Raw genomic sequence first — 12480 nt, 5'->3', positions numbered from 1 at the left:
TGCGATTGGCCGGGGATAGCGTTGCCGGGCAAGGCAATTATGGTTTATGGCTGCTGCCGTCGACTGAAATGACGCCGAAAGGGCGGAATCCAAACATGTTTTTCAAGCGAGTTGGTCAATCGAAGGCGCTGCGGCGGGCTGTTTTCCTGGCGCTTTCGGTGGTCGTTCCATCGCTGTTTCTGTCGGCCTGCATGTCGTCCGAGAAGGACGTCGATCTGTCGACCTATGTCGATCAGACCGAGCCGGCCGACGTGCTCTACAATCAGGGTCTCGCCAATCTGAATGCCGGGCGACTGCAGGAGGCAAGCCGCAAGTTCGATGCCGTCGACCGCCAGCATCCCTATTCCGAATTCGCCCGCAAATCGATGGTGATGGGTGCCTTTGCCGACTACCGTCAGGGCAATTACGACGAGGCGATCGGTTCGGCCAAGCGCTACCTGACCCTCTACCCGTCCACCGACGATGCAGCCTATGCCCAGTACATTATCGGGCTGAGCTACTACCGTCAGATCAAGGACGTCACCCAGGACCAGAAGGAAGCGCGTCTTACCGTGCAGACGATGCAGGACCTCGTGACGCGCTGGCCCACGTCCGAATATGCCGACGACGCCAAGGAGAAGATCCGCTTCGCCAACGATCAGCTCGCCGGCAAAGAGATGCAGATCGGCCGCTATTATCTCGAGCGCCGCGAATACATCGCGGCCGTCAAACGGTTCCGTAACGTCGTGGAGAACTATTCCAACACACGTCATGTCGAGGAAGCGCTGGCGCGTCTTACCGAGAGCTACTATGCGATGGGGCTGACGTCGGAAGCGCAGACCGCTGCGGCCGTGCTCGGCACCAACTATCCCGATAGCCAGTGGTACAAGGACTCCTACAAGCTCCTGCAGAGTGGTGGGCTCGAGCCGCGCGAGAATGCCGGATCGTGGATCTCCAAGGCCGGGAAGCTGATCACCGGCGCCTGAGCGGCGCGTCCCCATGCTCTCCAGACTGTCGATCCGCGATATCGTTCTGATCGAGAAGCTGGACATCGACTTCTCGTCCGGCCTTTCGGTCCTTACCGGCGAAACCGGCGCCGGAAAATCCATCCTGCTCGACGCTTTGTCACTGGCGCTTGGCGCCCGCGGCGACGCTTCGCTGGTGCGGCATGGCGCGGCACAAGGCCAGATCATCGCCGTGTTCGACGTGCCGCGCAACCACGCGGCTCGCATGCTGCTTGCCGAGAATGCCATCGAGGACGACGGCGACATCATCCTGCGCCGCGTCCAGACGGCTGACGGCCGCACGCGCGTGTTCGTCAACGACCAGCCGTCCAGCGTGACGCTGATGCGCGACATCGGCCGTGCGCTGGTCGAGATCCACGGCCAGCACGACGAGCGCGCTTTGGTCGATCCCGGCGCCCATCGCGAGTTGCTCGACAGTTTCGGCGGCCATCTCGGCGCTGCTCGGGCAACCGGCGAGGCGTGGCGGCATTGGCGTACCTGCGAGCAGGAATTTTCACGGCACCGGGCCAAAGTCGAGGCGGCTTCCCGCGAGGCCGATTATCTGCGTGCGGCGGTCGCCGAATTGACCAGGCTCGATCCGCAACCGGGCGAAGAGACCGAGCTCGCCGAACTGCGCGCCTCGATGATGCGTGCCGAAAAGATCGCCTCGGAAATCCACGATGCGCAGGATGTGCTCTCGGGCCCGTCCTCGCCCTTGCCGCAGTTGGCCAGCCTGCTCAGGCGGCTGCAGCGCAAGGTGACGGAAGCGCCCGGCTTGCTCGAGGATGTCGTCAAGTCGCTCGACGAGGCGATGCTGTCGCTCGACGCGGCGCAGTCGGGCGTCGAAGCCGCACTGCGCGCCACCGAATATGATCCGCAGCGGCTGGAGAAAGCCGAGGAGCGGCTGTTTTCGCTGCGTGCCGCCTCGCGCAAGCACAGCGTCGCCGTCGATGACCTGGCGCAATTGCGTGACACCATGGCGGCCGACCTTGCCGATCTCGACGCCGGCGAAGAGCGCCTGCATGCGCTGGAGACACAGGCTGCGGCGGCGCGCCAGGCCTATGACATTACGGCGGCCCAGCTATCGTCGCGTCGCCATGCGGCGGCCGTCGGGCTGACCAAGGCGGTGATGGCCGAACTGCCGGCGCTGAAGCTCGAACGGGCCGAGTTCATCGTCGAGATCGCAAGCGATGCCGAGAGCCGCATGGAAGAAGGCATCGACCAGGTCGAGTTCTGGGTGCGCACCAACCCCGGCACCAGGCCCGGCCCGATGATGAAAGTCGCTTCCGGCGGTGAGCTTTCGCGCTTCCTGCTGGCGTTGAAGGTAGCACTCGCTGACCGGGGCTCGGCGCCGACCTTGGTCTTCGACGAAATTGACACCGGCGTCGGCGGCGCGGTTGCCGACGCCATCGGCCAGCGGCTGGCGCGGCTGGCAAAACGCGTGCAGGTGCTTTCGGTCACGCATGCACCGCAAGTGGCGGCGCGCGCGGCGACGCATTTCCTGATCTCCAAATCGGGCGGCGCCGACCGGGTCTCGACCGGCATCGCCGAGATGGACCGGGCGGCACGGCAGGAGGAGATTGCACGCATGCTCGCCGGCGCCACCATCACCGACGAGGCGCGTGCGGCGGCCGAGCGGCTGCTGCGGGAGAACACCGCGGCAGCCTAGACAAGTTCGTTTCCGGCGCTCGCGACTTGAGTCAGGGTATGGCTCCATCCTGCTGTTCAGGCATGATTTTCCGTGTCTGGTCTCTCCCTCATGAGAGAATCCTGTTCTATTGTGTCGCGCCACCGTGAAGGGAGCCGTGCATGGACGAAAAACCAGTCGATTCGCTCAGCGAAAGCGAGGCGGCAAGCGAGTTGAAGCGGTTGGCGCAGGAGATCGCCGAGCACGACCGGCGCTACCATGGCGAGGACGCGCCGATAATCACGGATGCGGAATATGACGCGCTGACGCGGCGCAACCTGGCCATCGAACAGCGCTTCCCTGCTTTGGTGCGTGAGGATTCGCCCTCACGCAGGGTCGGCGCGCCGCCGGCGGAAGGTTTTGCCAAGGTGCGCCACGCGGTGCCGATGCTCAGCCTTGCCAAGGCCTATACCGACCAGGACGTCGCGGACTTCATAGAACGGGGCCGGCGATTCTTTGACCGCGACAAGGATCTGAACATCGCCTTCACGGCGGAGCCGAAGATCGACGGGCTATCGGCTTCCCTGCGGTATGAAGGCGGTGTGTTCGTGCAGGGAGCAACGCGCGGCGACGGCGTCGTCGGCGAGGACATCACCGCCAATCTCAAGACCATCGCCGATATTCCCAAGACCTTGAAGGGATCGGACTGGCCCGAGGTCATCGAAATACGCGGTGAGGTCTATATGACCTACGCGGAATTCGAGGCGCTGAAGCAACGTTCGGCGGCGATAGGTGGCCAGGATTACGTCAATCCGCGTAACACGGCGGCCGGGTCGCTCCGCCAAAAGGACCCGTTAGTTACCGCCAGCCGCAACCTTAAATTCTTTGCTTACGCCTGGGGCTATACTTCAAAGGATCCAGCTCCGACCCAATACGATTCCGTGCAAAAATTCGCGGAGTGGGGATTCAAGGTCAGCCCGCTGATGGTCCGGGCAAGATCGGTCGAGGAACTGGTCGCGCACTATCACCTAATCGAGACCCAGCGCTCATCGCTCGGCTACGACATCGACGGCGTCGTCTACAAGGTCGACCAATTGGAGTTGCAGCGCAGATGGGGCTTTGTCACTGGCGAACCACGCTGGGCGATCGCTCACAAATTTCCGGCCGAACAGGCGATGACAACCGTGCTCAGGATCGACATTCAGGTGGGCCGTACCGGTACGCTGGCGCCCGTTGCCCGGCTTGCACCCGTCACGGTCGGCGGCGTCGTGGTCGAAAACGTCACGCTTCACAACGAAGATTACATCAAGGGTCTGGACAGCAACGGCCAGCCGATCCGCGACGGCTATGACGTGCGTATCGGCGACACGGTGGTCATCCAGCGGGCAGGGGACGTCATTCCGCAAATCGTGAGTGTCGTCGCCGACAAGCGGCCGACTGATGCCGTGCCCTACGAATTCCCGCACAAATGTCCGATCTGCGGCTCACCCGCAACGCGCGAGATCAACGAGAAGACCGGCAAGGAGGATTCCCGCCGACGGTGCACCGGCGAGCTGATCTGCCCCGCGCAGGCCGTGGAAGGATTACGCCACTTTGTGTCGCGCGGCGCCATGGATATCGAAGGCCTGGGCGCTGAAAACATAGACCTGTTCTTCAATGCCGGGTTGGTCAAGACTGCCGCCGATATCTTCACCCTCCGGGACCGCCGTCCCGCCGTCACCAAGGCGCTGGCGGAGCGACGGGAGGAGCAGGCCAGGCAGCGCGAGGCCGCATCGGGCAAAACGCGCAAGAATGTACGCAGCGTCGAGGAACGCAACTATGACGGCCTCGACAAGCTCTTCGCTGCCATCGACGCCCGCCGCGAACCCGAACTTGATCGCTTCATCTTCGCGCTGGGCATTCGTCATATCGGCGAAACGACGGCCGCTGTGCTGGCCCGAACCTTCTCGACGATCGAGGAGTTGATCCGCATTGGCAAGGAGACGGCAGCGGCAGCCGATCCACACAGCGTTTTTCCTTCGATCAACGGCATCGGCGATACGGTGATAGGCGCGCTTCGCGATTTCTTCGGCAATGAACGCAACGACGCCGTACTTGAAGCGCTGCTCACACAGGTCCACCCGAAGCCGTACATTGTGAACGTCTCAGCCGATAGTGCGGTCGCCGGCAAGACAATCGTGTTTACAGGCACGCTGGAAAAGATGACGCGCCCGGAGGCCAAGGCGATGGCCGAACGTCTCGGCGCGAAGGTCGCCGGCTCGGTTTCCGCGAAGACCGATCTCCTGGTGGCAGGGCCAGGCGCCGGTTCCAAGCTGAAGGATGCGACCAAATTCGGCATCGAGGTGATCGACGAGGACACCTGGCTGCAGCGGATCGGCAAGGGCGGGTGATGGCGGCTGCGTTCAACGGTTTTGGGCAAAAGGCCATTCCCTTCCTCAAGGCGCTGGATTTTCATCAGAGCCGGGAGTGGTTTTTGGAAAACCGCGACCTTTTCGAACGCGACCTGCGCGATCCTTTCGGCGATCTGGTCGAGACGCTCTCCGAGCGCTTCATGGCATTGGGGCTCGGCCTGCGCGGCGACCGCAAGAAGTCGCTGTTCCGGATTAATCGCGATGTGCGTTTCGCCAAGGACAAACGGCCTTATAACCGGCATTTGTCGGCGATCCTTTCGCCCGACGGCACCAAGATGGAACAGGGCGTGTTTTACGTCCATATCGGGCTCGAGCGATGCTTTGCCGCCATTGCCTGGTGGCAGCCCGGACCGGAGCTATTGCTGGCGCTGCGCAACGCGATCGCGAAGCGGCCCGCTGAATTCCGCAGCCTCGTCGCGGCGCTGAAGAAGAACGGCCTCGAGCTCGACCCGGACGGCTGCATGAAGCGCACGCCGCGCGGCTTCGAGCATATCGCCGAGCCCGATCTCGCTGCTGCGATCCGCAACCGGCATTTTGCCGTCCGGCACGCAATCGAGCCGGCGGATATCTACGGAGCTGGATTGGTCGACGAACTCGTCGACTTCGTCATGCGGGCAAAACCGCTGCTCGACTGGGGCAGGGCGATCGATGGCAAGGCTTCGCCGCGCTAGGCTCGGAAGCGAGCTTGCCGCGACGCTTCAGCCATCATTTCCGCTGATCGTTTGCCTCAAGCAAATTGGTGTGACAAGCCGGGCCGCTCTCTCTACATACGGCCGTTCCCAAGGAGCGATCGATGTCGGCGGAAGCAATCTCCGAAAACGGAGCGAAAAGCGATTTCTGGGACGGCGTGCGGCTCAGCATGCCCGTCGTGGTGGCGTCGGCGCCGTTTGCATTGCTGTTCGGTGCGCTCGCAGTTGACAACGGGTTTTCCGTGCTCGAAGCGTTCCTGATGAGCGCAACGGTGTTCGGCGGCGCCAGCCAGATGGTCGGCATCGAGCTGTTCGGCCAACATGTCGCGCCGTGGCTGATCGTGCTGTCGATCTTCGCCGTGAATTTTCGCCATGTGCTCTATTCGGCTGGCATCGGCCGGCGCATCGCGCATTGGCCGCTGATCCAGCAGGCGATAGGCTACTTCGTGCTTACCGATCCGCAGTTCGCGGTGGCCGAGCGCAAGGCGGAGGCCGGCGAGACCGTCGGGTTCACCTGGTATATGGGGCTTGGGCTGCCGGTCTATGTGTTCTGGATCATCGAAAGCGCGCTCGGCGCGATGTTCGGCAAGCTTATTCCCGACACCCATGCGTTGGGCATCGATTTCCTGCTGCCGATCTATTTTCTCGGCCTGGTCATGAGCTTCCGCAAGCGGCCGCTGTGGCTGCCGGTGGTCATCGCCAGCGCTGCCGCCTCCATCATTGCATACAAAACGGTCGGCTCGCCCTGGCATGTCTCCATAGGTGCGCTGGCCGGCGTGCTGCTCGCCGTCATCCTGCCGCCCCGCCACAGCGGCGTGGAGGCACGGCCATGAGCACGACCTTGTGGATCATCGTCGCCGCTTCGATCGCGACCTATCTGACCCGCATCGGCGGTCATCTGGTGATCTCGCGTTTCGATCAAATCCACCCGCGCGTCGAAGCCGGGCTCAGCGCCGTGCCGGCGGCGGTGCTGACCACGCTGGTGGCGCCGGCGGCGCTCAGCGCCGGGCCGGCGGAATGGGCAGCCTTGATCGTTGCCGGCTTGGTCTCACTGCGCGGCGGCCTGATGGCGATGTTCCTGGCGGGTGCTGCCGTGCTGATCCTCGCGCGGCAGCTCGTCGGCTGATCGACTTTTGCCTTGGCGGCGAGAGCACACATGCGTTTTACCGCAGCGACTATTGCCGCGCCGACCCGCGACAGGCTCAGCCGGATCGCCTCCGATCTCTCCTGGTGGGCGCGACGCACGGCGTCGGTATAGAGCGCTTCGCGCTGCTTCGGCGTCAATGCGCTTAGATCGGTCGGCTGGATGCCGAAGGGCTCACGCGACATTTCCATCTCCCCTGGTTTGCCGTGTTGATCGGCAGCTACACCGGCGATTTACGGGAAAGGCATAATCAGTTAAAATGAATAATTAAGATCGTTATGTTCTCCAGGAGAGATGTATGGATTTGGCCGATCTGCGCATCTTCCGCACGGTGGTGCGCGAGGGCGGAATCACCAAGGCGGCGGAAAAACTGTTTCGCGTGCAGTCGAACGTGACCACACGCATCCGGCAGCTCGAGGAGGATCTCGGCGTGCAGCTGTTTATCCGGGAGGGCAAGCGCCTGCACGTATCGCCGGCCGGTCACAAATTGGTCGGCTATGCGGATCGGCTGCTGGCGCTTGCGGAGGAGGCGCGAACGGCGATGCTCGATCCACGCCCGCGCGGCACTCTTCGCCTAGGTGCTATGGAGAGCACCGCCGCGGCACGGCTTCCAAGTCTGCTCGCCGAATACCATGCACGGCATCCCGAAGTGGAAATCCAGTTGCGCACCGGCAATCCGCAGGTTCTCGCGACCGCCATGCTTGCCGGTGAGCTCGATGCAGCGTTCGCCGCCGAGCCGATCGCCGACGTTCCGTTCGAAAAGCTGCCCGCATTCCACGAGCAGCTGGTCATTGTCTCGGCGGCATCGCGCGTTTCGGTCGAAGACCACCTGGACATGCCCAAAACCATGATAGCCTTCGAGCACGGCTGTCCGCACCGCAAGCGGCTGGAACAATGGTATGCGCGCAGAGGGTTCATGGCCGAGAAAACCATCGAGCTTGGTTCATACCATGCCATCCTTGGTTGCGTGGTGGCTGGCATGGGCATAGCGCTGATGCCGAAAAGCGTGCTTTCGGGTTTCCCGGAAAGCCGCTGGCTAAAGCTGCACGAACTGCCCTCTGACGAAGACAATGCCGTCACGGTGTTGTTCTGGCGCAAGGGAGCCGGTTCTCCCAACGTCACCGCTTTGCAGGGACTGCTTGCGGAGCAAAGCCTGTCAACCGGCGTTGCCGCCGCGGCTATTGCTTGAAGTCGTGCGGCAGCGGGGCGGTTGCCTTTTCCAGCCAGTCCAGCGTCTCGCCGTCGAGCATCGGTCCGATCTCGGCCAGTACGCGCGCATGGTATTCGTCAAGCCAATGCAACTCGTCGCGGGTTAAAAGGTCCGATCGGACCAGCCGCTTGTCGATCGGCGCCAGCGTCAGTGTCTCGAAGCCGTGCATGGCGATGTCGCCGCCCTCGATTGCCTCGGCCGGTGTCACCAGGATCAAGTTCTCGATGCGGATGCCGTAGGAACCTTCCTTGTAATAGCCGGGCTCGTTGGAGACGATCATGCCGGCCAGCAGCTTTTCGGTACCGGTCTTGGCGATACGCTGCGGGCCCTCATGCACGGCAAGATAGGAGCCGACACCGTGCCCGGTGCCATGGGCGAAATCGCAGCCGTGTCTCCATAGCGCCAGGCGCGCCACGGCATCGATTTCGGAGCCGCGCGTGCCCTGGGGGAAGCGCAGCATGGAGATGCCGATCATGCCTTTCAGCACCAGCGTGAAGCGCTCGCGCATCTCCTCGGTTGGCGTGCCGATCGGCACGGTGCGGGTAATGTCGGTGGTGCCGTCCTGGTACTGTCCGCCGGAGTCGAGCAGGAACAGCTCCCCATGCTCCAGTTTGCGATTGGTGGCGCGGGAGACGCGGTAGTGCATGATAGCGCCGTTAGGACCAGCGCCGGAGATGGTATCGAACGATACGTCGCGCAGCGGCATCTGCGTTTCTTCGCCGGTCTGACGGCGCGTCTCCTCAAGCCTGGTGACAACGGCGATTTCGTCGAGCGTGCCGGGCTTCTGGCGGTCGAGCCAGCACAGCAGCTTGGCGACCGCGGCGCCGTCGCGGCGATGTGCGGCGCGTGCGCCGGCGATCTCAGCTTTGTTCTTTGTTGCGCGTGGAATGCGGGCCGGATCGGCCGTGGCAATGACGGTGCCGCCATTATCCTCGACCAGCATTCTGAGCTTGTCCGCCGCGAGAACCGGGTCCAGCGCGATTTTTGCGCCGCCCTTGGCCCGGGTGACGATTGCCGATTCGAATTCACCTGGTTCGTGCAATTCGGCGAGCTGCGTCAGGTAGGCCGCGACGGTGCGCGAAAACTTGCGCTGGTCCATGAAAAGCAGATGCGAGCCGTCGGCGGCGAGCACGGCAAAGCCGAGCGCCAGCGGTGTGTGCGGTACGTCGCCGCCACGAATGTCGAACGCCCAGGCAATGGAGGAGGGGTCGGTCAGTACGGCATGGGTGGCGCCGTCCTTCTCGATGGCCGCCGCCAGCCGCGCCAGCTTGTCCTTGGCCAGTTCGCCGGCAAAGCCGATCGGGTGGATCTCGACCGGCGCCAGTGGCGGCCCGGGCTGGTCCTGCCAGATGGCGTCGACTGGATTTTGTTCGAGCGGCACCAAAGTCGCGCCTGATTTCTCGGCCGAGGCCTTCAGCGCCTTGACGTCACTGATCGTATGGAGCCACGGATCGAAACCAAGTCGCACGCCCTTGCCGAGATTGTCCTTGATCCAGTTGGCCGGCGGGTTGTCGACAAGGCTCTCGATCGAAAAGATGTCGAGATCGACCTCCTGGCGCACCTGCAGCGTGTAGCGCCCGTCGACAAACATGACGGCGCGCTCGCCAAGCACAATGGCGACTCCGGCCGAGCCGCTGAAGCCGGTCAGCCATTTCAGCCGTGCCGAGCGATCGGCGACATATTCGCTCTGGTGCTCGTCGGCACGGGGCACAATGAAGCCATCCAGCCCGTTCGCCGCCAACCATTGGCGCAGCATTGCCACGCGCGGCTTGCCAACGGCCGGATCGCCGGCGGAATCGAAGGTCTGGAACATGTCGGCTCTCCTCGAATGCTGGCGCGACCGTAGCGCATGACCTCGAAAATCGGAATCGATTTTCGGAACGATCATTCCCGGTTGCTGCGTGTCTCTTTGCGCATGGGGGCCATGCAGAATCGTCGATTTCAAAAAGCGTCAGCAAGGCTTACCTTCTTCACGTGGAGGAAAGAGTCCTATTGCCCTGCAAAGGAGACCGTCATGTCCACGATTTCACGTAGACGCGGATTTTTCAGAAACGCTGTGAAAGCGCTGATCGAAGCTCGCCAGCGCGAAGCGAGCCGGTATGTGAGCGGCGTTCTGCTTGGCTTTGACGACGAAACGCTGAAAGCTCACGGCTACGATCGCGAACAGCTGAAGAAAGCGGCGAACTCGCGCTAGGTCCGAGTTGATTCCGGCTTGCGTTGAAGGCGCTGCGCCTCAGCGCTTGAGGTGAATCGTCACCCAGCCCCCGCGGTGCAAGGTGCGGACGTGCCGGAATTTCTGGCCGACATAGGCCGCGATTACCGCATCGCGCTGGCGCTCGAGGATGCCCGACAAAACGATCGAGCCACCGAGCGCGATATGTCCGGCCATTTGCGGCGCCAGACGCATCAGCGGCCGCGCCAATATGTTGGCGACGATCAGGTCGAAGGGCGCACGCGCGGCAAAGATCGGATGATGAAAACCGGGCGCCGCCACCGTTTCAATGAGCCCCTTGACCTGGTTCAGCCGCGCATTGGCGGCGGCCACTTTGACGGCGACCGGGTCGATGTCGGTCGCCAGCACCGGTATATGCGCGAGCCTGGCCGCTGCGATGGCGAGCACCGCGCTGCCGGTGCCAAGGTCGAGCGCGTTGCGCGGATGCTCGCGCTGTATGACCTGCTCCAGCATTTCGAGGCAGCCGGCGGTGGTGCCGTGATGGCCGGTACCGAAGGCAAGGCCGGCCTCGATCTCGATGGCGAGCTCGCCGCTGTGGCGCTTCCTGCGGTCATGCGCGCCATGGACGAAGAAGCGCCCGGCCCGCACCGGCTTCAATCCCTCCAGCGAGCGCGCCACCCAGTCGATGTCGGGCAGCGCTTCGCGCGCTATCGGTTTCGACAGCGACAGTCCGGCAAGGATGTCCCTAAGCCGCGCCTCGACCGCATCGACGTCGTCGTCGGCATAGAGCGATACTTCGTGGATGTCGCGGTCCTCGTCGACCTCGAGCACCGCAATCGGCAGGCCCTCATCGTCGAATGCCGCACCGAGCGCCGCAAAGATGCGGTCAGCCTCGATCTTGCCCGCGGTGAAATACAAACGCGTCTGCGTCATTACCGGATGTGTCAACCTTCCGCCGCCAGCCGTTTGAGCTTGGCGATGGCGGCATCCGGGCTTTCGCCATAGGCAATGGCGCCGGCGAAATCGCCCTTGGCGTTGAGCAGCAGCACCGAAGCAGTGTGGTCCATCGTGTAGTCGCCGTCGTTCGTGTCGACTTTCTTCCAGTAGATGCCGAAGGACTTGGCCATGGCGTGGACCTTGTCGGGATCGCCTGATATGCCGAGGATGCGATCGGAGAAATTGCTGACATAGGTGTTCATGATTTCGGGCGTATCGCGCTCCGGGTCGACCGTAACGAAATAGGCACGCAGGTTCTTGCCGTCGTCGCCCATCGTCTTCAGCCAGCCGGCCAACTCGAAAAGCGTGGTCGGGCAGACTTCCGGACAGTGCGTGAAGCCGAAGAAGACGACGCTGGGGTGGCCGCGAAAGGCGGCTTCGGTGACCGGCGCGCCCTTCTGGTCGACCAGCGTGAAAGGTGCTCCGAACGGCTCGCCGCCATAGTGTCCGCGGTACCAGTCGAAGGTGAGCCAGCCGATTCCGGCGGCCATCAGGACGAGAATACCGACCAGAATTGAACGCATCATCAGTGAAGTCCGTCGTTATTTCCATCGGGCGCCGGGTTGGCGCCGTGAAGGCCCTGGCTTGGCGAACACTCTTAGCGGTTCGGTCGCGCCGACGCAAAGATGTCGCGTTGCCGCAACCGGCAATCCTGTGGGAGGCGATCTGCTTGCAAAGCGCTGCCGTTCGTCCCACCTGAGGTCGGCAAAATTCGAACCGCAGGAGGCCTCTTTGCGAAAACTGATTGGCGGCGCGTTGGCCGCATGCCTTGTCATTGGCGCCGGCGCGGCCGCCGCCGAGGAAGTCGGCAAGGTCGGCGTAGATTGGCTCGGCAACGATATCATCGTCGAGGCGATCAAGGATCCGAAGGTCGAGGGCGTGACCTGCCACGTCTCCTATTTCGACCGTGGCGTGATCGACCGCCTGCAGAAAGGCAACTGGTTCGAGGACCCGTCCGATTCTTCGATCTCCTGCCGCCAGACCGGGCCGATCACCATTGGCGACATCGACATGAGCGAGGCCGGCGAGGAGGTGTTCAAGCAAGGCATCAGCCTGATCTGGAAGAAGCAGGTGGTGAACCGCATCTACGACAAGGCCAACGAGACCCTGATCTACCTGTCGCATTCACGCCAGGTGCAGGACGGCTCGGCAAAAATGTCGGTCACCACCGTGCCGCTCTACGGCCAGAACGTGGTGTGGACCAGCGGCAAGCCGAAATAGAGACTTAAGGTGCTACAGGGTCCTCG

General features: G+C 63.0%; 12 protein-coding genes. 9 read left to right on the top strand and 3 right to left on the bottom strand.

Annotated elements, in window-relative coordinates; genetic code table 11:
* Nucleotides 1-95: 95 nt before the first annotated feature.
* The 7 genes from NKI70_RS17500 (at nucleotide 96) to NKI70_RS17470 (ending at nucleotide 8043) form a co-directional block, all read left to right on the top strand.
* Complete coding sequence (locus tag NKI70_RS17500; protein ID WP_023676756.1) at nucleotides 96-965, top strand: outer membrane protein assembly factor BamD; 870 nt, start codon at nucleotides 96-98, stop codon at nucleotides 963-965.
* A 13-nt stretch (nucleotides 966-978) separates the two neighbouring features.
* Nucleotides 979-2652 carry a DNA repair protein RecN gene (gene recN, locus NKI70_RS17495; RefSeq protein ID WP_352699254.1) on the top strand — a complete coding sequence of 558 codons (1674 nt, stop codon included), beginning with the start codon at nucleotides 979-981 and terminating at the stop codon, nucleotides 2650-2652.
* A 140-nt stretch (nucleotides 2653-2792) separates the two neighbouring features.
* Nucleotides 2793-5000, top strand: coding sequence for an NAD-dependent DNA ligase LigA (gene ligA, locus NKI70_RS17490; RefSeq protein WP_352699256.1), 2208 nt, complete (start codon nucleotides 2793-2795; stop codon nucleotides 4998-5000).
* On the top strand, nucleotides 5000-5692 hold the full coding sequence (locus NKI70_RS17485; RefSeq protein WP_352699258.1) for a DUF2461 domain-containing protein: 693 nt from the start codon (nucleotides 5000-5002) through the stop codon (nucleotides 5690-5692). The genes ligA and NKI70_RS17485 overlap by 1 nt, the downstream gene beginning before the upstream one ends.
* A gap of 122 nt (nucleotides 5693-5814) precedes the next feature.
* On the top strand, nucleotides 5815-6543 hold the full coding sequence (locus NKI70_RS17480; protein WP_352699260.1) for an AzlC family ABC transporter permease: 729 nt from the start codon (nucleotides 5815-5817) through the stop codon (nucleotides 6541-6543).
* Nucleotides 6540-6836 (top strand): AzlD family protein, encoded by a 297-nt coding sequence (locus NKI70_RS17475; protein WP_352699262.1) that lies wholly within the window; start codon nucleotides 6540-6542, stop codon nucleotides 6834-6836. Before NKI70_RS17480 ends, NKI70_RS17475 begins: the two co-directional genes overlap by 4 nt.
* A 316-nt stretch (nucleotides 6837-7152) precedes the next feature.
* Nucleotides 7153-8043: a LysR family transcriptional regulator gene (locus NKI70_RS17470; RefSeq protein WP_352699264.1), complete on the top strand. Its 891-nt coding sequence runs from the start codon at nucleotides 7153-7155 to the stop codon at nucleotides 8041-8043.
* On the opposite strand, the gene NKI70_RS17465 is transcribed toward NKI70_RS17470, so the two are convergent.
* A complete protein-coding gene (locus tag NKI70_RS17465) occupies nucleotides 8033-9877 on the bottom strand; it encodes an aminopeptidase P family protein (RefSeq protein ID WP_352699266.1) in 1845 nt (614 codons plus the stop codon). The two genes, NKI70_RS17470 and NKI70_RS17465, sit on opposite strands and share 11 nt — an antisense overlap.
* A gap of 36 nt (nucleotides 9878-9913) precedes the next feature.
* Here NKI70_RS17465 and NKI70_RS17460 point away from each other — a divergent pair, with 36 nt between their 5' ends.
* Nucleotides 9914-10258 (top strand): hypothetical protein, encoded by a 345-nt coding sequence (locus NKI70_RS17460; protein WP_352699268.1) that lies wholly within the window; start codon nucleotides 9914-9916, stop codon nucleotides 10256-10258.
* Nucleotides 10259-10297: 39 nt separating this feature from the next.
* Here the strand turns inward: NKI70_RS17460 and NKI70_RS17455 are convergent, their stop codons facing one another.
* On the bottom strand, nucleotides 10298-11170 hold the full coding sequence (locus NKI70_RS17455) for a 50S ribosomal protein L11 methyltransferase (RefSeq protein WP_352570474.1): 873 nt from the start codon (nucleotides 11168-11170) through the stop codon (nucleotides 10298-10300).
* A gap of 11 nt (nucleotides 11171-11181) precedes the next feature.
* Nucleotides 11182-11760, bottom strand: coding sequence for an SCO family protein (locus NKI70_RS17450; protein ID WP_352724775.1), 579 nt, complete (start codon nucleotides 11758-11760; stop codon nucleotides 11182-11184).
* 205 nt (nucleotides 11761-11965) lie between these two features.
* On the opposite strand from NKI70_RS17450, the gene NKI70_RS17445 reads away from it, so the two are divergent.
* Nucleotides 11966-12454 (top strand): CreA family protein, encoded by a 489-nt coding sequence (locus NKI70_RS17445; RefSeq protein ID WP_023676745.1) that lies wholly within the window; start codon nucleotides 11966-11968, stop codon nucleotides 12452-12454.
* Nucleotides 12455-12480 lie beyond the last annotated feature (26 nt).

This window comes from Mesorhizobium sp. M0500, from assembly GCF_040321165.1.
GTDB lineage: Bacteria > Pseudomonadota > Alphaproteobacteria > Rhizobiales > Rhizobiaceae > Mesorhizobium.
The sequence above is the reverse complement of the archived record's forward strand: the minus strand, read 5'-3'. Positions and strand labels throughout refer to the sequence as shown.